This window comes from Streptomyces caelestis (assembly GCF_014205255.1).
Taxonomy (GTDB): domain Bacteria; phylum Actinomycetota; class Actinomycetes; order Streptomycetales; family Streptomycetaceae; genus Streptomyces; species Streptomyces caelestis.
Map to the genome: position 1 here is coordinate 8,281,603 of NZ_JACHNE010000001.1, position 22,298 is coordinate 8,303,900.

17 protein-coding genes and 3 pseudogenes are annotated in these 22,298 nt (G+C 70.3%); 13 read left to right on the forward strand and 7 right to left on the reverse strand.

The features are described 5' to 3' along the window. Nucleotide 1: 1 nt before the first annotated feature. Nucleotides 2-640, forward strand: a complete 639-nt coding sequence (locus tag HDA41_RS37490; RefSeq protein ID WP_184992041.1) for a TetR family transcriptional regulator — start codon at nt 2-4, stop codon at nt 638-640. A gap of 99 nt (nt 641-739) precedes the next feature. Here HDA41_RS37490 and HDA41_RS37495 read toward each other — a convergent pair whose 3' ends face one another. After that, complete coding sequence (locus HDA41_RS37495) at nt 740-880, reverse strand: hypothetical protein (RefSeq protein ID WP_184992043.1); 141 nt, start codon at nt 878-880, stop codon at nt 740-742. Between the two features lie 408 nt (nt 881-1,288). Here HDA41_RS37495 and HDA41_RS37500 point away from each other — a divergent pair, with 408 nt between their 5' ends. Both HDA41_RS37500 and HDA41_RS37505 read left to right on the forward strand, forming a co-directional pair. Next, entirely contained in the window at nt 1,289-2,230 is a 942-nt protein-coding gene (locus HDA41_RS37500) for a hypothetical protein (protein ID WP_184992045.1), read from the forward strand. Between the two features lie 146 nt (nt 2,231-2,376). After that, a complete protein-coding gene (locus tag HDA41_RS37505; protein WP_184992047.1) occupies nt 2,377-2,772 on the forward strand; it encodes a nuclear transport factor 2 family protein in 396 nt (131 codons plus the stop codon). Between the two features lie 80 nt (nt 2,773-2,852). Here HDA41_RS37505 and HDA41_RS37510 read toward each other — a convergent pair whose 3' ends face one another. The 3 genes and pseudogenes from HDA41_RS37510 to HDA41_RS37520 form a co-directional block, all read right to left on the reverse strand. Continuing rightward, a complete protein-coding gene (locus HDA41_RS37510) occupies nt 2,853-3,254 on the reverse strand; it encodes a winged helix-turn-helix transcriptional regulator (protein WP_184992049.1) in 402 nt (133 codons plus the stop codon). A gap of 82 nt (nt 3,255-3,336) precedes the next feature. After that, complete coding sequence (locus HDA41_RS37515) at nt 3,337-5,862, reverse strand: ABC transporter permease (protein ID WP_184992051.1); 2,526 nt, start codon at nt 5,860-5,862, stop codon at nt 3,337-3,339. A gap of 67 nt (nt 5,863-5,929) precedes the next feature. After that, nucleotides 5,930-6,732, reverse strand: a pseudogene (locus HDA41_RS37520) (ABC transporter ATP-binding protein). A 507-nt stretch (nt 6,733-7,239) separates the two neighbouring features. Here HDA41_RS37520 and HDA41_RS42905 point away from each other — a divergent pair. The 3 genes and pseudogenes from HDA41_RS42905 to HDA41_RS37535 form a co-directional block, all read left to right on the forward strand. After that, nucleotides 7,240-7,317, forward strand: a pseudogene (locus tag HDA41_RS42905) (TetR family transcriptional regulator); the annotation flags it as partial. A 66-nt stretch (nt 7,318-7,383) separates the two neighbouring features. Then, a complete protein-coding gene (locus HDA41_RS37530) occupies nt 7,384-7,776 on the forward strand; it encodes a TetR/AcrR family transcriptional regulator (protein ID WP_376706874.1) in 393 nt (130 codons plus the stop codon). A 394-nt stretch (nt 7,777-8,170) separates the two neighbouring features. Continuing rightward, entirely contained in the window at nt 8,171-8,575 is a 405-nt protein-coding gene (locus tag HDA41_RS37535; protein ID WP_184992053.1) for a hypothetical protein, read from the forward strand. 316 nt (nt 8,576-8,891) lie between these two features. On the opposite strand, the pseudogene HDA41_RS41985 reads toward HDA41_RS37535, so the two are convergent. Further along, nucleotides 8,892-9,092, reverse strand: a pseudogene (locus HDA41_RS41985) (hypothetical protein); the annotation flags it as partial. Nucleotides 9,093-9,246: 154 nt separating this feature from the next. Then, a complete protein-coding gene (locus HDA41_RS37545; protein WP_230299842.1) occupies nt 9,247-11,928 on the reverse strand; it encodes a cellulosome protein in 2,682 nt (893 codons plus the stop codon). Between the two features lie 305 nt (nt 11,929-12,233). On the opposite strand from HDA41_RS37545, the gene HDA41_RS37550 reads away from it, so the two are divergent. The 5 genes from HDA41_RS37550 to HDA41_RS37570 all read left to right on the forward strand — a co-directional run bounded on the left by HDA41_RS37550 (nt 12,234) and on the right by HDA41_RS37570 (nt 18,244). Continuing rightward, a complete protein-coding gene (locus HDA41_RS37550; RefSeq protein ID WP_184992057.1) occupies nt 12,234-13,256 on the forward strand; it encodes a LacI family DNA-binding transcriptional regulator in 1,023 nt (340 codons plus the stop codon). A gap of 118 nt (nt 13,257-13,374) precedes the next feature. Then, on the forward strand, nt 13,375-14,616 hold the full coding sequence (locus HDA41_RS37555; RefSeq protein ID WP_184992059.1) for a sugar ABC transporter substrate-binding protein: 1,242 nt from the start codon (nt 13,375-13,377) through the stop codon (nt 14,614-14,616). 10 nt (nt 14,617-14,626) lie between these two features. Beyond that, complete coding sequence (locus HDA41_RS37560) at nt 14,627-15,613, forward strand: carbohydrate ABC transporter permease (RefSeq protein ID WP_184992061.1); 987 nt, start codon at nt 14,627-14,629, stop codon at nt 15,611-15,613. After that, on the forward strand, nt 15,610-16,434 hold the full coding sequence (locus HDA41_RS37565) for a carbohydrate ABC transporter permease (RefSeq protein WP_184992063.1): 825 nt from the start codon (nt 15,610-15,612) through the stop codon (nt 16,432-16,434). The genes HDA41_RS37560 and HDA41_RS37565 overlap by 4 nt, the downstream gene beginning before the upstream one ends. A 70-nt stretch (nt 16,435-16,504) precedes the next feature. Then, nucleotides 16,505-18,244: an amylo-alpha-1,6-glucosidase gene (locus HDA41_RS37570; protein WP_184992065.1), complete on the forward strand. Its 1,740-nt coding sequence runs from the start codon at nt 16,505-16,507 to the stop codon at nt 18,242-18,244. A 16-nt stretch (nt 18,245-18,260) separates the two neighbouring features. Here HDA41_RS37570 and HDA41_RS37575 read toward each other — a convergent pair whose 3' ends face one another. Continuing rightward, nucleotides 18,261-19,934: an NAD-dependent malic enzyme gene (locus tag HDA41_RS37575; RefSeq protein WP_184992076.1), complete on the reverse strand. Its 1,674-nt coding sequence runs from the start codon at nt 19,932-19,934 to the stop codon at nt 18,261-18,263. Nucleotides 19,935-20,093: 159 nt separating this feature from the next. Between HDA41_RS37575 and HDA41_RS37580 the strand changes: the two genes are divergently transcribed. Further along, entirely contained in the window at nt 20,094-20,558 is a 465-nt protein-coding gene (locus tag HDA41_RS37580; protein WP_184992079.1) for a DUF6069 family protein, read from the forward strand. A 198-nt stretch (nt 20,559-20,756) separates the two neighbouring features. Further along, a complete protein-coding gene (locus tag HDA41_RS37585) occupies nt 20,757-22,298 on the forward strand; it encodes a hypothetical protein (RefSeq protein ID WP_184992081.1) in 1,542 nt (513 codons plus the stop codon).

Sequence of the window (22,298 nt, forward strand, 5' to 3'; positions counted from 1 at the left end):
CATGACCGAGACCGCCCGTACCGCCGCCCAGTCCGCGGGCAAGCCGCCCGGCTTGCGTGAGCGCATGCGTGCGACGGTTCGGACGGAAGTGGTCGAGGTGGCGCACCGGCTCTTCACCGACCAGGGGTTCGACAAGACGACCGTCGACCAGATCGCCGCCGAGGTGGGTCTGTCGCGCGCCAGCCTGTTCCGGTACTTCGGTACCAAGGAGGAAATCGTCCTCGGGCGCTTGGCGGAGTCCGGTCGCCGGATCGCGGAGGCGCTCGCCGCCCGCCCCGACGACGAGCGGCCCTGGGAGGCGCTGCGCCGGTCCTTCGATGTCCTGACGCGGATGAACGAGCAGGCACCCGAGCAGGCGCTCAGCTATCTGCGCATGCTCCAGGAGACCCCGTCGCTGCGCGCCGGGCACTATGAGAAGCAACGGAGCTGGCAGGAACTGCTGGTGCCGGAGATCGCCCGGCGCCTCGGGGTCAGCCCCGACCGGCCGGAGGACACCAGGCCGAGCGCACTGGCCGCCGCCGCGCTCGCCTGCCTGGACGTGGCCGCCACGGGGTGGGTGGCTTGCGAGGGTGCTGTTCCCCTGGCCGTGCTGCTCGACCGGGCGATGGGCGCGCTGGAGGAGCAGCCAGGCCCCGCGTGAGCGTAAGGGCCTTGCGCGCCGGTGTGTCCTGCGGACCAGGCGGCCCCTGGCTCGCCTTCGGCGACGCCCCGGGCACGTCACGCGGGACGGCGACCTCGGTCACCGTGCGGGTGCGCTGACCGGCACCTCCGGCACGCTGTCCCAGGGGGAACCGGAGGCGGTGAGGGCGCTCGCCTTCTCGTCCGAGGGCAGCCCCCTGGCCGTGGGCGGCGCGAACGGGACCTTGCGGATGTGGGACACCGAGGGACAGCAGCTCCTCGGGTCGGACCTGCCCACGCCCGGAGGTGAGATCCGGTCCCTCGCCTTCGCCGAGGACGGTGGCCCGGTGTGCGTCGGCGGCCCCCACGTGCCGCTCCAGTGTCTGACCGCCGCCCCGGACCAGGCCCGGCCGAACCATCTGCGCCCGTACCGGGGCGGACTGACCGAAGGGCAATGGCGGACCCATGTCCCTGACACGCCGTCGAGCCTGTGTGCGCCAATAGCGGATGAAAAGGGTGTAACCAGCAGAAGGGGCGGGGGCTGGATTTTTCAGAGGGCCGTGCGGGTCGCTGAAAAATGCCTCTGACCTGGAAGATCGCTGAACAGAACGACCGCGGCGTCCCGTCGGCGGCGTCCGTGAATCCCCTCAGTCAGGTTCTGGTCTCACTCATGCGCACTCACACACTTGTTCCCTCCCTTCTGCTGCTCGGCGCCCTCTCCTTCACGGCGGCCTGCTCGTCCGGGACGTCCGGGTCCTCGGATGTGGCATCCGCCCGGCCCGGTTCCACTCCCGCCCTCTCGCCCGTCCGAAGTGTCGACCCGTCGAAGATCAAGGGCCTGGAGATCGTCAGCGACAACAGTGAGGACAAGTCCTGCCCCTTCGCGACGAGCTACCCCGACGTGCCCGGCGCCGAGGCGATGACGGCAGCGATGAAGAAGTATGTGGAACGGCGCCTTGCCTCCTTCCGCTCGGGCTCGGCGGTATGCGAGGACGGCACGGGCCGTGCGGAGGGCGTCGAGCTCAACATCAGCCACCAGTTCCTGGTCGTCTCCGGCGACGTCCTCGGCGTCCGGCTCAGCACCCATGACCCCAGCGGCGCCGGGTCCGGGCAGTCGGCGACGACGTACTGGTACGACGGCAGGGCGGGCGTGTACCGAACGGCCCTCGAGCTCGTCGCCGAAGGGTCCCGGGGCGCCTTCCTCAGCGCTTTGAAGGACCGGCTCAAGGGGCGCGAAGGCGTGGATGCCGGCTCCCTCGACACCACGTTCTCCGACCCGGACTCCCGCGCCGCCGCCCTGGACGACATGGCGTTCACCGCCGACGGCGGACTGCGGGTGACCATCGACCAGGGCGACGTGAGCGCACCGGCCGCCGGGGCCTTCACGCTGACGCTCTCCAGGGAGACGGTCACCCCCTGGCTGTCCGCTTTCGGGAAGCGTGTCCAGCGGCAGACGGTGACGCCCAGTCGTTCGCTCGACCTGGGTGCGACGCACATCCCCACGCCGGCTGTCCCCACCCGCACCGCTTCCGGCGACGACGACACCGACTGCAGGAGGCTCAGGTGCGTCGCGCCACTTCGTCACCGTCAGCCATCTCGCGCCACCCTCTGACGAAGTCATGACGCCGCCACGTGGTGACGTCGAAAGATGCGTTGTGACGTGGGTCACGCGATCCTGATCGTTACCTTGAGGTGACTGGTTACCGATCGTAAGAATTGGCGGCATCAGGGAAAACGCAGGTTCAAGGAGTGAGTGTGATGACCGGTACGAACGTCGACATCGCCCGTGAGTACTTCCAGGCTGTGCAGCAGGGTGACCTGGCCAGGGTGGGTGAACTCCTCGACGAGGGGATCGTCTGGCACCAGCCCGGCTCCAACCGGTTCTCGGGCGAGCGGAAGGGGCGCGACGCCGTCTTCGCGATGCTCGGCGGGATGATGCAGACCAGCCAGGGCACCTTCGCGATCGACGCCATCCATACCCTCATGGGCAACGACGACATGGTGGCGGCCGGCATCCACTTCTCCGGCCGGCGCGACGGCGCGTCGATGAGCATGGACGGCGTGGACGTCCTGCGCGTCAGGGACGGGAAGATCGTCGAGATGTGGCTGTTCTCCGGCGACCAGGCGGCCGAGGACGAGTTCTGGGGCCGGTGAGCCCGCCAGGCTCCCCACTGGCTGAAGTGCCGCGACGCATCAGGGCCTTCCCGGCCGTCGGTCGGGAAGGCCTTGTGCCGTCAGTCCGTCCCGCGTCGCTGCGGGGCGCGGTGTGCGCGTTGAGCGTCGTAGGTTTCGCGTGCCGCGAGCACCTCGGGAATGTGTGTTTCGGCCCACTGGCCCAGCGCTCGCAGAGGCGCTTGCAGGGTCTGTCCGAGTGCCGTGAGTTCGTATTCGACCCTGGGCGGTGTCTCGGCGTACGCGTGCCGTGCGACGAGTCCGTCGCGTTCGAGGTCCCGCAGGGCGTCGGTGAGGACTTTCGCGCTGATCCCGTCGACCGTGGTGCGCAGGTCGCCGAAGCGCATCGGGCCCGGGGCGAGTGCCATCACGATCATGGCGGTCCACTTGTTGGCGATCCGGGCCAGTGAAGTGCGGGACGGGCAGGTCGCCGTGAGCACGTCGAACGCCGGGCGTCGTGACATGCGTCGCGCACCTCCACCGGTTACGTCGGAGTGAATAGTTACCAATGGTGAGTGTAGGGGAGCCCGGCCCCCGGCAACCGGCCTACTCGGCCTTGATGGCGTTCAGCATGTTGAGCTTCGCGGCACTGCGCGCCGGCCACATCGCGGCCAGGACGCCCACCAGCGCCGCCAGGACCAGGAAGATCCCGATCCGGTCCCATGGAACGACCAGCGCGTACAGCGGCAGCTCCTCCTTGATGGTCTGGCCGATCGCCCAGCCCAGGAACGAGCCGAGGGCGACGCCGACGATCGCGCCGAAGACGGAGATGACCACGGCCTCCAGGCGGACCATCCGCTTGACCCGGGGGCGGTCCAGGCCGATCGCGCGCAGCATGCCGATCTCCTGCTGTCGCTCGAAGACCGACATGGCCAGGGTGTTGACCACCCCGAGCACCGCGATCAGCAGTGCCATCGCCAGCAGGCCGTACATGATGTTCAGCATCATGTTGACGGCACCGCCGAGTTCGTCGCGGATGTCCTTGTGGTCCATGACACTGATCGCCGGGTTCTTGCCGAGGGCGTTGATCAGTGCCTTCTCGTTCGCGTCGCTCGGACCGCCGTCCGTCTTCACGTAGATCCGGGAGATGTACGGCTTCGCCTCGTGCGGAGTGATGACCTTCGTGTCCACCAGCACCGAGGAGAGGATCGCCCCCTCCTTGTAGACGGCGCCGACCTTCAGGGAGCCCTTCTTGCCGTCGTCGAACGTGACCGGCACGGTGGCACCGACCTCCCAGCCCTGCTCGGCGGCCGTCTTCTCGTTGACCGCTATCCGCCCCTTGCCGAGCGAGCTCAGCGAACCGTTCACCACATCGATGTCGAGGACCCGCTCGACATCGCCCGGAGTGACGCCCGTCGCCGACACGTAGTCGTCCTTGACGCGGAAGTACGCGGACTGGTCCGGCGAGAGGGCCGAGACACCCGGAGTCCTGTCCAGCGCGGCCAGCGCGGACCGGTCCACGCCGCCGCCGGCGGCCGTCTCGATCATGTAGTCGGCCTTGATCTGGTCGGTGGTCGCCTTGTCCAGCGCCGCGCCCATCGAGACGCCCAGCACGGACAGGCCGGTGACCAGCGTCAGGCCGATGGCCAGCGCGGAGGCGGTGGCACCGGTACGGCGCGGGTTGCGGACCGCGTTCTGCCCGGCCAGCTTGCCGGCCACCCCGAAGGCCCGGACCAGGAGCGGCCGTACGAGCGCGATGACCGGGCGGGACAGCAGCGGGATCAGTACGATCACGCCGACCATCGCGAAGAACGCACCGCCGCCGATGATCTCCCGGCCCCGCTCGCCGATCGCGGCACCCGCCGTGATCAGCGCGACGCCCAGGGCGGTGACAGCGGCCCCGATGGAGTTGCGTACGACCAGCGACTTGGTGGTCGGCGCCGCGTGGACGCTGTTCATCGCCGCCACCGGCGGGATCTTCCCGGCGCGGCGACCCGGCAGCCACGCCGCGAACATGGTGACGAGGATGCCGACGGCGAGCGCGGTGATCAGGGGTGTCGCACCGATGACGAGGGGGCCGGCCGGCACCTTCATGTCGAACGCGGCCATTCCCGAGCGCAGCCCGACGGCCAGGGCCACACCGAGTCCGAAGCCGATCACGGAAGCGATCAGACCGACCAGGCCGGCCTCGGTCAGCACCGAGCGGGTGATCTGCTTGCGGGAGGCACCGACCGCGCGCATCAGAGCGAGATCCCTCGTGCGCTGGGCGACCAGCATGGTGAAGGTGTTGGCGATCAGGAACACACCCACGAAGAGCGCGATGCCGGCGAAGCTCAGCAGCATCTGGTTGAGGCTGCTCATGTCCTGCTCGATCGTCCAGGCCTGCTCCTCGGCGAGCGTGGCGCCCGCCTTGGCCTCGGCGTTCTCGGGCGTCAGCGGCTTGACCGCGTCGAGGATCTTCTGGTCGTCGGCGCCGGGCGCGGCGGTGACGGTCGCCTCCTGGTAGTGGCCCGGCTTCAGGTAGAGGCGCTGGGCGAGGGAGGTGTCGAAGAGGACCAGGCTGCCGCCGGCGCTGACGGCGCCGTCGTCGGTGGTGAAGACACCGGTGAGCGTGAACTCCTCGACCGGGCCGTTCGTGGCGACGCGGACCTTGTCGCCGACCTCGTACTCGCCCTCGGCGGCGGTGTCCTTGTCGAGCGCGATCTGGTCGTCCCGCACCGGGCCGGCGCCGTCGGTGAAGTCGTAGGCGGGGTCCTCGCCGCCCTTGCCGGGGGCGAAGTTGGAGCCCGTGTTGGACCACTCGGCACCGATGAGCTTGCCGTCGGGGTCCGCGACCCCGGCGAAGCCGTTCACCCGTCCGGTGACGGAGGCGACCCCGTCCAGCTTGCCGATTCTGTCGAGCGTCCGCTGGGAGAGGCCCGCTTCCTGCCCGGTCTCGCTGTCGACGTAGGAGGTGATGCCGACCGCGACATTGTCGTAGCTCTTGGCCGACTGTGTGCGGAAGGCGTGGGAGAGGGTGTCGGTGAAGACCAGGGTGCCGGAGACGAAGGCCACGCCGAGCATCACGGCGAGCACGGTCATCAGCAGCCTGGCCTTGTGCGCGAGCACATTGCGCAGGGCGGTACGGAACATGGGATGGGGGTCCTGGGGTGGGTGTCCGATGATGGGCGGGGAGCGGGGCGCTGCACCCCGGGGAGGCTCAGCTGGTGCGGCCCCTGCCGTCGAACTCCTTCATGCGGTCGAGTACGCGGTCCGCCGTGGGCCGGAGCATCTCGTCGACGATCCGGCCGTCCGCGAGGAAGACCACGCGGTCGGCGTAGGAGGCGGCCACCGGATCGTGGGTCACCATCACCACGGTCTGCCCCAACTCCCGTACGGAGTGGCGCAGGAAGCCCAGCACCTCGGCGCCCGACCGCGAGTCCAGGTTTCCGGTCGGCTCGTCACCGAAGACGATCTCGGGGCGGGAGGCCAGCGCGCGGGCCACGGCGACCCTCCCCCAGTGCCTTAAGGGCCTGGGGGGACCCCCAGCTGCTGGCCGCCGGAGAGCTGCGCGGGCCGGTGGCCCAGCCGGTCGGACAGGCCGACCATGTCGATGACCTCGCGCAGCCACTTCTTGTCGGGCCTGCGGCCCGCGATGTCCATGGGCAGCGTGATGTTCTCCAGGGCCGTCAGGGTCGGCAGCAGGTTGAACGCCTGGAAGATGAAGCCGATCTTGTCCCGGCGCAGCCGCGTGAGCTGCTTGTCCTTGAGCGAGCCCAACTCGGTGTCCCCGATGCGGACCGAGCCGCCGCTGAAGGTGTCGAGCCCGGCCACGCAGTGCATCAGTGTCGACTTGCCCGAGCCCGACGGCCCCATGATCGCGGTGTACTCGCCCTGGTGGAAGTTCACGGTGACGTGGTCCAGGGCGATCACCCGGGTCTCGCCCTGTCCGTACTCCTTGGACAGATCCGCGGCGCGTGCGGCCACCGCGGTGGCGCGGTGGGCGATGGGTGTCGTGATCACGAGGAGGCTCCTGTCGGGAACTGTGCTTCGGGGACCCGTCCATCGTCCGCGCCCGTGATCCGCCGGGCGTCCGTCCACATGCCCGTTTCCGGGGACGGCCGAAAGTGCGAGCGGGGGCCGGCCCGTCCCCCGGAAGTATGACGAGGCCCCTCCTCACGAAGGGGCCAGGACGTGACATACGACGTTCCCCGGACGCTACTCGTCGGAGAGCGTGAGGTCAGGAACCCGCCAGGCAGCGAGCACGAAGGCGACCAGGGACACCGCGGCGCCGGTGAGGAAGACGATGCGCATCGAGGTGACGTAGCCCTCCAGGAACGGCTGCCGCGCTCGGGTCGAGGGTGCGCAGGAAGGCGGAGTCCTCCAGATTGACGCCGCCGCCGGGGCGCAGGACGCCCGTCGGGGCATGCGCGTTGTCGGGCTCGGCCAGAAGGTGGCGGTAGGCCGGGGCGTGGCGGGCCTCGGCCAGTCGCTCGGCGATGCTGCCGGCCGCCGTGCGGCTACGAGGGCACCAGCGTGCGCGACATCGCGGGCGACGTGGGTGTGGACGCCGCCCTCGTCTACCGCTACTTCGGCTCGAAAGAAGCGCTGTTCAACGACGTTTCGGGCACCGGCAAGATATTCGAGCCGCTGCTGGACGAGCCGGTCGAGGCGATCCCCGACTGGTTCTGCGCGCTGCTCATGGGGGCGCCGAATGAGGGGGACTTCCCACACCCGGTGCTCTCCGTGCTGCGGTCCTCCGGCCGGGACGAGGCGGTGGCGCGGCTGCGCGCGGACTTCACGGAGGTGTTCTCCAAGCGCCTGGCCGCCCGCTTCGACGGCCCCGACGCCGACCTGAGGGCGGAACTCCTCGCGGCCTGGATGCTCGGCACCAGCCTGATGCGCACGGAGATCCGCCCGCCCGCCCTGGTCTCGGCACCGGACGCCACGCTGGAGCGGTACCTGCGCGCGGGCATCGAGGTCCTGCTGGCTCCGGCGCCGGATGGCGACGACGGGGCGGCCGGGGCCGAGACCGGGGACGAGGACCGCGTGGCCGGCGACAACTGACGGCGCTGCAACGCTCCGACGGCCGACGCCGCTTGCGATCTGTCAGGCGGAGCGGCGGGTGACGAGGTTGATGTGACCGACCCCGACATCGATGAGCAGGGTGCCGGCCAGCGCCGGTGCCCCGAGGGAGTGCGGGAGTTCAGGGACACGGTCCCCGGGGTGGCGTCGAGTCGGAGGCCTGGACAGTCCCCTGTCCGCAGGCGTCCGCGAGTCAAGCGGGGCGCACCTGCGCGACGGGCTTCACCGCCGACGGGGCGAGCGACTGCGCCGCTCGACGGGTCGACGCGGTCGATCTGGGCGGCGCGGGCGACGCCTTCGTGGCCGGAGCATGACCCGACGCGCGGCGCGACTGACCCTTGACCTCAACCTCGGTTCAGGTACGACCCTCGGGTGTATGGAGATCACAACCAGCGGAACCATTCTCTTCCGCAACACGATGCGCATCACCGACGGTCATCTCGACGGCTTCCGGGGCGCTGTCACTCAGGCGGTGGCCTTCACCCGAGAGCACGGCCCGCAGCTCATGGTGGAAGTCTTCATCGACGAAGAACGGATGCTGGCGCACAGCTTCCAGCTCTACCGCGACTCCGATGCCATTCGCACCCACTGGAGGCTGTCGGACCCGTACATCCGCGACGTGATGGAGCACTGCACCGTGCAGCACTTCGAGGTGTTCGGCGAACCGGACCCCGACATCGTGGCGGCCCTGAAAACCCCCGACGGCGGCGGCTTTCCCTTCACCGTCTCGCCCCGTCTCGCCGGCTTCAACCGTCTTGCGACACCTGACCCGAGCGCTTAGCGAGGGCGGGGATTTGCGCACTACCCCACCCCGGCCGGTCCGGACTGCGGTGTGCCGTCGGCCGAAGTGACCGTGGCGGCGGTGGTGCGGCCGTCCGGGGTGATCCGCAGGACCGGGATCGCCTTGTCCTTGGCTGCGCCGTCGTTTCCGAGAGCGATCCAGCCGCTCGCGCCCGGCAGCGGACCCTCCTGCCGCAGCCGGGACAGCGTCCGGTGGACGTCGGATCCGGCACCGCGGGGGTCACCCGGACCGCGCGGACCGCGGTGAGCAGGGCGTCGTGCATCATGACGGCCCTGCCGTCCTCCAGGTCGCTGCGCGCCGTGAAGGCCCCGCTCACCTTGCGGGCCGCCGCCACCACGCGCCTGAACCGGGCACGGAAGTGCGGTTCGTCCGCGTACTCCGGCCGGATCACCTTCAGCGCCACACGCCGCCCCGCGGCACTGCGCGCGAGGTACACCACCCCCATCCCGCCGGCACCGAGGCGCCGTTCCACGGTGAACTCCCCGATCCGCCGCACCGTGCCGACGTACCGGCGTCGGGAGTCCTCGGTTTCCGCCTTCCGGGCGTACGCCCTCCCTCATCACACCTGTGGGTGACACAGCGCGGGCACGGACGCGCGGGGCGAGGCGCCGATCCCGGGTTTCCGGATCGGCGCCTCGCGCTCACCAGGGCTACTTCGCCGCCAGCGGCGTGACGGCGACCCGGTCGATCACCGGCGCGTACGGGGACCGCTGGTCGTACTGGTTGTACGTGTCGCCGTCGAAGTCCGGCAGCTCCTCCGCCGTGAAGGTGAGCCGGTTCGTGCCCTTCTCAAGGGTGACCGGGACGGTGAGGTCCCAGAAGTTGTTGAAGTGGAAGGTGGTCGGGAACAGCACCCGGCGCGCCGGTGCGCCGTTGACGGAGAGGTCGGCGTGACGGGCGATCGGGTCGGGGTTGTAGTGGGTGGCCGGGGCCTGCTCGGCGTTGGAGTAGCGGATGGTCAGCGCGTGCCGCCCGGCCCGGGCGGCCACCACGTCGAGGGTGAGGGCGTTGGCCTTTCCGTCGCCGATGCCCGTGACGGCCTTGCCGTTCGTGGCGAAGGTGTAGGCGTCGGTGACCTTCGCCGCCCCGGTGAGCGTGCCGTTCTCGGCCTGGTGGACCGTGGGCACCAGGGTGCCCTTCGACGGGGTGACCCGCAGCCGGTCGAGGACCAGCTCGCGTGCAGTACCGGTGACGGTGATCTTGTTGATGCCGCCGGACAGGAACAGCCGGACCGTGTCCGTGCCCTTCTTCGCCCCGCCGGCCTTCGGCAGGTCGAGCTTCTCGCCGTTGAGCGCCAGGCTCGCGTGGCCGCCGCCCAAGTGGTCGACCGACACGGTCGATTCACCGTCGGTGGGGGAGTGGACCCAGAAGGTCGCCGACGCGCCCTTGGGCAGCGGAACCGCGCCCGGCCCCGAGGCACTGGCGTACGTGTAGCGCGGTGCGGTACCGGCGAGGGTGGCGTACTCGGCCTCGTGGATCGCCGGGGCGGTCACCTTCTCGTCGCGCAGGGCGAGGTCGATCTTGTCGATGATCGCGTCACCCTTGGTGACCCCGAGGTCGGGGTCCTGCGCGGCCAGGGTGATCCGGTGCTTGCCGGCCGTCAGCTTCACCGTGGTGTCGGTGTGGCCCCACACCACCCACTTGTAGCCGAGCGGCAGCCGCAGCTCCTGCGGGTCCTTGCCGTCGACGCGCAGGAAGACGTTGGTCGGGCCCTGTTCCTTCACCAGGCCGTACAGGTTGTAGGAGTTGGCGAAGACGCTCAGGTCGTACGTGCCGTCCTGCGGGACCTCGACGTCGAAGGCGAGGACCCCGTCGGAGCCGGTGCGCAGACCGCCCACGTTGTAGGCGCCCGACGTGGCGAACTTGCCGACGTCGGAGGGCGTGCCCTCGGGGCCGTTCCTGGAGTAGCCCTGGCCGGTGTAGGTGGCGCTCTCCGCCTCGTACGTCCTGCGCCAGCTGACGGAGGGTTCGGCCGGCTTCCCGCCGTTGCCACCCGGGGAGAGGATGACCTGGTAGGCGGACATCTCGTTCATGCCGGTCATCGGCAGCGTGACCGAGCCGTCCGACCCGACGGTCAGCTCCTGGTCCGCGAGCCGCAACGGCTGTGCCGAGTCGCCGACCTGACCGGTCCAGGGGATCTCCTGGACGGTGGCGCGCACGGTCTGGCCGAACAGCTTCGGGTCGACGTGCTCGAAGACGACCTCGGCGTCGCCGCTCTTGCCGCCGAACAGGGCCCGGGACTGCTTCTTGTCCTCGTCGAGGGTCGCCACGCCCTGGAGGGTGTACTGCTGGTTGGGGTGCGGGGCGGCCACCTTCACGGTGTGGCCCGACATCTGCCCGTAGGCGTTGAACAGCCACCACTGGCCGTTGCCCTTGTTGGCCTCCACGGCCGAGTCGTTGAGGTTGCCGTCGATGTTCCAGTACGCCAGATCGGCGTCGATCTTGGACTCCTCGATGGCGGAGACCCACTGGACGACCTGGCCGGGCACGGACAGGTGGTAGTTGTGCCCGTACTCGTTGACGTTGATCGGCAGCGGACCGACCCCGACGTCCTTCTCCATCTGCCGGTACTTCGCCACGTTCGTGCGGACCGCGGCGGGCGACGACAGTTCGTGCCAGGTCATCACGTCCGGCACCACGTCGTTGGCCTTGGCGTACTGCAGGAAGCCCTTGACCTGGCTGTAGAGGACGCTGGTGTTGGGGCCGGCGATGCGGGCGTCCGGGTCGAGGCCCTTGATGAGGTGGTAGACCTCCTTCCAGGCCGCGAAGTAGTGCTGGGGATCCTTCAGCCAGGAGACTTTGTTGTAGCTCCACTCGCCGGTGCCGAACATGTTGCCTTCGGGCTCGTTGAAGGGCACGTAGACGACGTGGTCCTTGTACTCGCCCATGGTCAGGACCTGCTGGACCTGCTTCTTGATCTTCTCCTTGAAGTCCGCGAGCCGCGCCGGGCCGTCCGCGCCCGGCCACTGGTACGGGAAGCCGCGGTAGATGTCGGTCATGTAGATGTAGACGTCCTTGCCGCCCGAGTCCACGAACGGCGGCAGCATCTCCAGCGCGTCCGCTCCCGGGTGCTGCGGGCCGTCCTGCGCCTTCGTCGACACCGTGCGCAGGTGCATGCCCTCGATGAGGTTGCGGCTCGGCACGCCGTCGCCGTACACGCCGTACAGTGAGCCGGCGGCGCCGCCGTGGAAGGCGCCGGTGTCGGTGGCGAGGTCGATGACGAGCCGTTCCCGCTCCGCGGCACCGGCGGTTCCCGCTGAAGGGCCGGCCAGGAGGGTGGCGAGGGCGGCCGTAGCCGCAGCCGCGGCCACCGTCGTTCTTCTTCGTCGCACTGAGGTCTCCGTGGTTTCCGTACTGCTCGGACGCTGAATCGGACACTGAAGAAGTCGAACCGGTTCGACTGGCCGCGGGGAAATGGGCTGCGACCCGTCCGTCATCCCTTGCGACACACAGAGGCGACCGCTCGTCGAACCGGTTCGCAGGAAGTTAGCACCGGCGAAATTCCCCAGCAATACCCCTGACGCAGCCCAAGAAGTGCTGCGCGGGGTGTTGACAGCCGCCCGGGCAGTTCCTAGCTTCACTTCACGCGAACCGGTTCGACAGTCATCGGTTCGACAGCCCACGCAAGGAGTTCCCCGTGAACATCGGTGAGATCGCCCGGCGGGCCGGTGTCTCGCGGAGCACCGTGTCGTACGCGCTGAGCGGCAAGCGTCCGGTGTCGGACGAGACACGCCGGAAGATCCAGGACGTCATCGACGAGCTGGGCTACCGGCCCAACGCCAGCGCCCGCGCCTTGGCCAACGGCCGGACCAGCACGATCGGCCTGGTCTTCCCGCCCGCCGGGAACCACTACACCGGCATGCAGCTGGACTTCATCGGCAGTGTCGTCGAGGCCGCCGCGGCCCACGACTACGACGTGCTGCTGTCCCCGAGCGGTGTGGACAGCGACCGCTCGTTCCAGCGGCTGCTGGGGGAGCGGCGGGTCGACGGCGCGATCCTGATGGAGATCAGGCTGGAGGACGACCGGGTCGATCACCTGGCCGCGCTGGACTTCCCTTCCGTCGCCATCGGTCGCACCGCCCACCCGGAGGGCGGCTGGTGGGTCGGCCTGGACCACACCGCGCTGGCGGCGGCGTGCGTCCACCATCTCGCCGACCTCGGTCATCGCCGGGTCGCCTTCGTCAACCGGCCGGAGCAGCTCCTGCGGGCGGGATACGAGTCCGCCCACCGGGGACTGGACGGATTCACCAAGGCCGCGGCCGAACGCGGGCTGACGGTGCGGACGTACTGCTGCGGGGACGATGCCGCGTCCGGCCAGGCGTGCCTGGAGCGGATCCTGCACGACGATCCGGCGACCACGGCCCTGGTCACGCTGAACGAGGCCGCCCTGGGCGGTCTCTACCGAGGGCTCGCCCAGGCGGGCCGCCACGTGCCGCGTGACTTCTCCGTCACCGGAGTCGTGGCCGGCCGGTGGGCGGAGACGGTGACCCCGCAGCTCACCGCGGCGGACGTACCGGCCGAGGAGATGGGCCACCGCGCCGTCGACCTGCTCATCGAACGGCTCGACCATCCCGGCGCGCCGCCTCGGCACCACCTTCTCGCACCGCCCATCTCCCTGCGGGCGAGCACCGGGCCCGCCGGTAGTACGCCCCCCGCCTGACCCTCGGACCTTCTCGGACTCTCCTCACTTCACCTGGCACCCCGTTGCCGTTCGGCGTGCCGCACACCCCTCGTCACCCCTCCCACGGCACCCGTATGCCAAGAACGAAGGACCCGCCATGCACAGTCCCTCCAGACGGCTCCTCGCCACCGTGGCCCTGTCGACCGTCGTCGCCGTCGTCGGCACCGCCTGTTCCTCTGGCGCGGGCAGCACCGACGCCAAGGACGCCGACAGCGGCACCTACACGATCTGGGACCCGTACCCGCAGTTCGCCAAGGGCTCGGCCTGGACGAAGCTGCTGGACAAGTGCGGCACCCAGGCCGGTGTGAAGATCCAGCGGACCGGCTTCGACACCAGCGACCTGGCCAACAAGACGCTGCTCGCGGCCCAGCAGGGCAACTCCCCGGACGTCCTCATCGTCGACAACCCCGTCGTCTCGACTCTGGCCGAGGCGGGCGTGCTCACCACGACCGACGACAACAAGCTCGACACCTCCGACGTCGATCCCAACCTGCTCGCGGCCGGCCAGTCGGGCGGCAAGACGTACGGCACCCCGATCGGAGCCAACACCCTCGCCCTCTACTACAACAAGGAAGTGCTGAAGGACGCCGGGGTGGACGTCTCCTCGGTCAAGGACTGGAAGTCGCTGACGGCGGCCCTGGCGAAGGTCAAGAAGGCCGGCAAGAAGGGCATCACGTTCTCCGCCATCGGCACCGAGGAGGGCAGTTTCCAGTTCCTGCCCTGGTTCTGGGGCGCGGGCGCCGAACTGACCGAACTCGACTCCGCCCAGGCCGTCTCCGCGCTGTCGCTGTGGCAGGACTGGCTGAAGCAGGGCTACGCGCCCAACTCGGTCATCAACAACACCCAGACGACGAGCTGGCAGGAGTTCGCCGGCGGCGACTACGCCTTCGCCGAGAACGGCACCTGGCAGCTCGCAGGCGCCGAGAAGGCCGGCTTCGAGTACGGCGTCCTGCCGATCCCGGGCTCCGAAGGGGGCAACGCCGCCGCCCCGACCGGCGGCGAGTTCGTCACCCTCCCGGTGCAGGACGACACCGGCCGCTACACCACCTCGCAGAAGCTGGCGACCTGCCTGACCAGCACCCAGAACCTGTACGACACCGACACCACCCTGTCCTATGTGGCCCCCACCAGCGAGGTCCAGAGCAAGCAGGTGGCGGCGAACCCCGCGCTGAAGCCCTGGGTCGGCGCGGTGAAATCGGCCAAGGGACGCACCAGCGGCGACCTCGGGACCAAGTACCCCAAGATCTCGGAGCAGTTGTGGAAGGCGGTCCAGTCCGCTCTCAGCGGGGCCAAGTCGCCCAAGGACGCGCTGACGTCGGCGCAGGCCGCGGCCGAGTGACATGGGCCCGATGAAGCAGACGGCACATCCGCCGGACCACCGGCCCGCGCGCACCCCGACCGGGACGGCGGCGGCCGCCGCCCCCGCCCCGGCCCGTGCGGCGACACCACGCCGCCCGGCCTCCCAGCAATGGGCCGCCTGGGCCTTCCTCACCCCGGTGACCCTCTACCTCGTCCTCTTCTACGCCTATCCGCTCTACCGCAACCTCGACCTGAGCCTGCGCGACTACACGGTCCGCTCCTTCGTCCAGGGCAACGCGCCCTTCACGGGCCTGGAGAACTACGGGAAGATCCTCGACGACCCGACCTTCGCCCCGGCCCTGCTCCACACCGTGGTGTTCACCGCCGTGTGCCTGGTCTTCCAGTACGCCATCGGCCTGGCCCTGGCGGTCTTCTTCCACCAGCACTTCCGGCTCTCCGCGACCCTACGGGCCCTGTTCCTGGTGCCCTGGCTGCTCCCGCTGATCGTGTCGGCCTCCACCTGGTCGTGGATGCTCAACAGCGACTCCGGCATCGTCAACGCCCTGATGGGCACCGTCGGCGTCGACCCGGTGAACTGGCTGACCTCACCGTCCTGGTCGCTCACCTCGGTGATCATCGCCAACATCTGGATCGGCGTCCCCTTCAACCTGGTCGTGCTCCACAGCGGCCTCCAGTCCATCCCCGCCGGCCTGTACGAGGCCGCGGCGCTGGACGGGGCGAACGCCTGGCAGCGCTTCTGGCGTATCACCTTCCCGCTGCTGCGCCCGGTGTCCGCGATCACCCTGCTCCTGGGCCTGGTCTACACGCTCAAGGTCTTCGACATCATCTGGATCATGACCAAGGGCGGTCCGGCGGACTCGTCCACGACCTTCGCCACCTGGTCCTACCAGCTCGGCTTCGGCAACCTCCTGCCCGCCTTCGGCCCCGGAGCGGCCGTCGGCAACCTGCTCGTCGTCGCCGCCCTGGTCTTCGGCCTCGTCTACATCCGGGTCCAGCGAAAGCAGGCGCTGTCATGAACCGAAGCACCAGCCGTACGTGGTGGAAGACGGCCATCGGCGTGCTGCTGACCGCGATCATGCTCTTCCCGGTCTACTGGATGCTCAACGTCTCTCTCACCCGCGACCAGGACATGCGCAAGAGCCCGCCCGACCTGCTGCCGCTGAACGGCACCCTGGCCGGCTACCGCACCGTCCTGGGCGAGCAGTTGCCCTACCTCGCCACCAGCCTCGTCATCGGTCTGGGCACCGTCGCCCTCACCGTGGCCCTGGCCGCCCCCGCCGGCTATGCCCTGGCCAAACTCCGCCCGCGCGGCGGCGGCGTGCTCGGCTTCCTCTTCCTGGTCGCCCAGATGATCCCCGGCATCATCATGGCGATGGGCTTCTACGCCATCTACCTCCAGCTCGGCCTGCTCCAGTCCGTGCCCGGCCTGATCGTCGCCGACTCCACCCTGGCCGTCCCGTTCGCGGTGCTCATCTTCACGGCGTTCATGTCCGGCATCCCCCGTGAACTGCTCCAGGCGGCGCAGATGGACGGCGCCGGGCCCTGGCGCACTTTCCGCGCGATCGTGCTGCCGATGAGCCGCAACGCCGTCGTCACCGTGTCCCTGTTCGCGTTCCTGTGGTCCTGGTCCGACTTCGTCTTCGCCAGCACCCTGGTCAACGGCGGTGCGCACGAGCCGATCACCCTCGGCATCTACCACTACATCGGCAACAACAACCAGGAGTGGAACGCCATCATGGCCACCGCCGTCGTGGCCTCGCTGCCCGCCGCGGTCATCCTCGTCCTCGCCCAGCGCTACGTCGCCGCCGGCGTGACCGCCGGAGCCGTCAAGGACTGACCTCCCGCGGGCCGCCCGCGAACCTCCCCTTCTGCCGACGATCCCTGCTCGAGAAACGAGTTACGCCTTCATGACCGCCGCCCCGTCGTCCGGACCGGCCTTCTCCGTCCACGACATCCCGTTCAGCACGTTCGGATCCTGGTTCGGCATCTCACCCGTGGTGGCGGAGAAGACGTACGCCGAGGACCTCCACCTCGTCTCGCACCAGAACGGCATGCACGCCGTCCTCCGCCTCGTCCCCCTGGAACCGGCGACGGGCGAGCGCGCCGGGACCCGTGTCGAGGCGACACCGGGACTGCTCAGCTGGGTCGGCCCTGCCGGGCGCATCGACCTCGCCTACGAGTCGCCGGACACCGTGCGCCTGCGGGGGAGCGGCCTGGGCATCAGCGTCAGTGCGGCCGCCCAGGTCCTGACGCCGTTCAGCGGGACGTACTTCTTCCACGACCCGGCGGCGGACGCCCACGTGTTCACCTCGTACGAGACGGGGCGCCGCTACCGCGTCACCCTCCTGTCCGGCCGTATCGCCCACACCGCCGGAGCCCAGGCCCTGGGAGGCGGCGACCGCCGTCTCGCCGTGGCCGCGGTGGCGGACGGCGAGTGGGAGATCGCCGTCGAGGAACTCGACACCGCTCGCCCGCCCTACGCGTCCTCGGCCGCCTTCGGCGAGATCGTTGCGGCGGCACGCGGATCCTTCGCCGACTTCGTCGACGCGGTGGCCCCTTGGCGCTCGTCCGCCACCCCGGCAGCCGAACTCGCCGCCTACGTCCTCTGGTCGGCGTCCGTACGCCCGGCCGGACTCGTCTCCCGGCCGGCCGTCCTCATGTCCAAGCACTGGATGGACAAGGTCTGGAGCTGGGACCACTGTTTCAACGCCCTGGCACTGGCTCCGGGCTGTCCCGAACTGGCCGTGGACCAGTTCGCCCTGCCCTTCGACCACCAGGACGGCACCGGAGCCCTGCCCGACTCCGTCACCCACTCCGAGGTCCTCCACAACTTCGTCAAACCGCCCATTCACGGTTGGGCGTCGGGCCATCTGCGCCGTCGGCTGCCGGCGCCTCCCAGCAGTGCGGAACTGGCCGAGACATACGACCGGCTGGCCCGCTGGACGCACTTCTGGCTCTCCGTACGGCGCGCACCCGGCGCCGTCCTGCCCCACTACCAGCACGGCAACGACAGCGGCTGGGACAACGCCACCACCTTCGACCCCGAGCGGGTGGTCGTCACCGCCGACCTGGCCGCCTTCCTCGTCCTCCAACTGCATGAACTCGCCTACCTGGCCGAGGAGTTGCGCAAGCCGGACGAGGCGAGCCGGTGGACGCGTACGGCACACGAGATCCAGTCGGCCCTGTTGGACGAGCTCTGGACCGGCGAACGGTTCGTCGCCCGCGGAGCCGCCACCGGGGACACCTGGAGCAGCTCCAGCCTCCTCGACCTGATGCCCATCGTGCTGGGCGAACACCTGCCCGGCGAGATCGGCAGCGCCCTGGCCGACCACATCAAGTCCCATCTGACCCCGTACGGCCTCGCCACCGAACTGCCCACCTCACCGCACTACCTCTCCGACGGCTACTGGCGCGGCCCCGTCTGGGCCCCCGCCACCGTCCTCATCGAGGACGGCCTGCGCCGCGCCGGCCACCACCGGCTCGCCGACGACATCAGCGCCCGCTTCCGCGCCCTGTGCGAGACCCACGGCTTCGCCGAGAACTTCGACGCCCTCACGGGCACGGGTCTGCGCGACCGCGCCTACACGTGGACCGCCGCGAGCTACCTGCTCCTCGCCGAAGCCCACGCACACCGGAGCAGCCACTGACCACCGTTCTCGTGCACTAGTACCGCGGCGTCCACTGGGTCTTCGCGATCGCCTCGCGCAGTTCCGCCTCCGTCGCCCGCGGGGCCACCCCGTCCTCGACGGCGGCGAGAGCCGCGGCCAGGGCGATCTCGCGAGCGGACTCGCGCATCCCGCTCAGGGGCGGCAGCAGCGGCACGGGACCGTCCTCGCCGTGGGCCGCCCGTACCGCGCACTCGGCGACGGCACGGGCGGCGGCCACCATCATGCGGTCGGTGACGCGTGTGGCCCCGCTCGCGGTCACCGCGAGGCCCATGGCCGGGAAGACGTACACGTTGTTCGACTGCGCCACCGGCACCTCGTGCCCGTCCACCGTGAGCGGCGGGAAGGGCGAGCCGGTGGCGATCAGCGCCCGGCCGTCGGTCCAGCGGGTGAGGTCGGCGGGCTCGGCCTCGGAGTGGGAGGTGGGGTTGGAGAGCGGGAAGATGACGGGCCGTTCGCAGGTCGAGCCCATCTGCCGCACGATCTCCTCGGTGAACGCGCCATGAGCCGTCGACAGCCCGATGAGCGCCGTCGGCTCGACACGGCGCACCACCTCGGCGAGGCCGGTGCCGTCCCAGCCGTTCACCTCGCTGTCGTCGCGCGCGAACTCGCGCTGCTGCGGCGTCAGTTCGCTGCGCGACCGCACCAGCAGGCCGTCGACGTCGAGGATCCAGAAGCGTGCCGTGGCCTCGTCCTCGGACAGGCCCTCCTCGATCATGGCCGTCCGGATCATGTCGGCGACACCGATGGCGGCCGACCCCGCCCCCAGGATCACCAGGCGCTGCTCGGACAGCGCGGTGCCGGACACGTTCGCGGCGGTGGACAGGGCGCCGAGCGTGACGGCCGCCGTGCCCTGGATGTCGTCGTTGAAGGTGAGCAGCCGGTCCCGGTAACGCGAGAGGATGGGATAGGCGTGGGCGGTGGCGAAGTCCTCCCACTGGAGCAGCGTTCCGGGAAGCTCCGCCTCCACCGCCGAGACGAAGGCCTCGATCATCTCGTCGTACTCGGTGCCGGTCAGCCTGCGGGCACGCCGGCCGAGGTAGCGCGGGTTGCCGAGCAGGTCCTCGTTGTCGGTGCCGACGTCCAGCAGGATCGGCAGGGTGCGGGCGGGGTGGATGCCGCCGATCGCCGTGTAGAGGCTGAGCTTGCCGATCGGGATGCCCATCCCGCCGACGCCCTGGTCGCCCAGGCCGAGGATGCGCTGCCCGTCGGTGACGACGATGACGTCCACGTCCTCGTCGCGGTGCGGGCGGTTGCGCAGGATGTCCCGGAAGCGGTGCCGGTCCTCCCACGTCAGGAACAGCCCGCGCGGCCGCCGGTAGATCTCGCTGAAACGCTGACAGGCCTCACCGACCGTCGGCGTGTAGACGATGGGCAGCAGCTCCTCCAGGTACTCGGTGACCAGGCGGTAGAAGAGCACCTCGTTGGTGTCCTGGAGCTGACGCAGGTAGATGTGCCGGTTGAGGGGCTTGTCGTAGCCGTGGAACGCGTCGTAGGCGCGGGCGACCTGCTCGTCCAGGGTCTCCACGGCGGGTGGCAGCAGCCCGTCGAGGCCGAGCTCGGCGCGCTCCTGCCGACTGAAGGCGGTGCCCTTGTTGACCAGCGGGTCGGCCAGGGTCGTGCCGGCGGGGCTGGTGGTCGTGCGGATGTGCTGGTGCATCGGCTGGTCCATGGTGTGACGCCTTCCCAGGACTCGCCGGTTCGTGCAGGCGACTTGTGCTGTTCCGCCGAACGGTCGCTTCGGTCCTCGGTTCACCGATGAGTTCCGGCTCCTCGCCCGGTCTGCCTCTCCGTAAGGCTTTCAGCCCAACAGCGAGCAGGAGAAGGCGACATGAGCGTGACGACCCCTCAGACGCAGCCCCGGACCGAGTTCCCCACCCCCGGCTTCCTCTCCACGCGCCCCGTCTGGCTGGTCGGCGTCCTGGCGACGCTCGCCGGTGCGGTCGTGACGGAGGCGTTCGCACTCGTCGCCCGGGCCGCCGGCGTCCCGATGGAGGCGGCCGGCCCCGGGGCCAAGGAGGCCGCGGAGATCCCCGTCGGCGGCTTCGGCAGCGGCGTGGTGTTCTGGTCGGTCGCCGGAATCGTCCTGGCCGTGGTGCTCGCCCGCTGGGCCAAGCGGCCCGCCCGCACCTTCACCGTGACCACCGTCGTCCTCACCGCCCTGTCCCTCGCCGGCCCGGTTGTCGCCCCGCACACGGCCACGTCCACCCAGATCGTCCTCGCCGCGTCGCATGTGGTGGCCGCCGCGGTGATCGTCCCCCTGCTGGCACGGCGGCTGTCCCACGTGCAGAAGTGACGCCCTCCACTCCCACGATCCCGACACCGGCCCGTCGCGCTCACCGCCGACGGGCCGTCGTCGTGCAGCACGTAACAGCCCCGAACGGCCCAATAACACTGCGCCGGAGGAGGCGAGCGTGGATGAGCGGTGTGACCGTGGTGGAAGGGATGCGCGTGCACCCCTGGATGCGTGTGCACACCCGGACGAGGAGGCGCGATGGCGGAGGGACTGGCCGAGGGCGGCACGGCGTGCGCTGTGACGAGAGGTGGCGAGGATCTGCCGCCGGACCGGTCCCCGGACGCCTTCGAGCAGGTGAGCGCCGTCGCCGACGCCGTCCTCTACGAGGGCTACCTCCTCTACCCCTACCGCCGGTCCTCGGCCAAGAACCGCGTCCGATGGCAGTTCGGGGTCCTGTTCCCGCGGGACTGGGTGGAGGCGGACGGCCCCGTGGTCCCCGGTGTCTCCGGCTCCGCCGACTCCTGGTACCAGCAGACCGAGTGCCTGGTGCGGATCCGGCAGCCCGGCAGCGCGTCCGTGCGTGTGCGGGTCCGTCACCTCCAGATGCAGCGCAAGCAGGTGGAGGAGACCCGCGGCGGCCGTCATCGTGCCGTCGAGTCGCTGCGCACCGCCGACGGCACGACGCATCTCACCTTCGACGAGGCCGTCCCGCGTGAACGCGAGGTCGAGATCCCGCTCGACGAGCTCCTTCAGGGCGGACGCACCGTCCCCGTGGTCGCGCCGGCCGGCGTGGACGTCGAGCCGCTGCCCGGTCGCGCCGGGCGGGTGGTGCGGCACCGCGACGAGGTACGGGCCGACACCACCGTCACCGCCGAGCGACTCTCGGACGACCTCTGCCGGCTCCGCGTGCGCACCACGAACACCGGGCCCGCACCGGAACCGCGGACCGCTCGTGACGAGGCACTGCGCCGGGCCCTCATCGCCACCCACACCGTCATCGGCGGCGACGGCGTGGACTTCGTCTCGCTGACCGATCCGCCGACGCACCTGCGCACACTCGCCCGGTCGTGCCGGAACGAGTTCACCTTCCCCGTCCTCGGTGGCGATGCCGGCGGCGACGGACACGTCCTGCTCTCCGCGCCGATCATCCTGCCCGACCATCCCCAGGTGGCCCCCGAGAGCCCGGGCGACCTGCACGACGCGGCGGAGATCGACGAGATCCTCACGCTGCGTACGATGCTGCTGACCGACGAGGAGAAGCGCGAAGCGCGGGCCACCGACCCGCGGGCGGCCGCGATCCTCGACCGGGTCGACACCATGCCGCAGGAGGTCTTCGAGCGGCTGCACGGCGCCGTCCGCTCCCTGGCACCGGCCGCCCCGGTTGCTCCGGCGCCCGCCGAACGCCCCGCCTGGTGGCAGGAGGGCGCCGACGACGGCCTCGCCCCGGCCACCGACACCGTGCTCGTCGACGGCGTCCCGCTCGGCGGCGGCAGCCGCGTCCGGCTTCGCCCCCGGGGACGCGGCGCCGACGCCCAGGACATGTTCCTGGCCGGCCGTACCGCAGAGGTCGCGGCCGTCTTCCACGACGTGGACGGCAGCGTGCACCTCGCCGTCACCCTCGACGACGACCCCGCGTCCGAACTGCACACCTGGTACGGCCGCTTCCACTACTTCCGGCCCGACGAGCTCGAACCCCTCGAGCCCGCCGGATCCCCGGACGAGCCGTCGGCACCGGCTCCCGCCGCAGCGAAGGCGCGGCACGCGACCGACTCCGAGACCCCCGCAGCGGAGGCCGAGTGA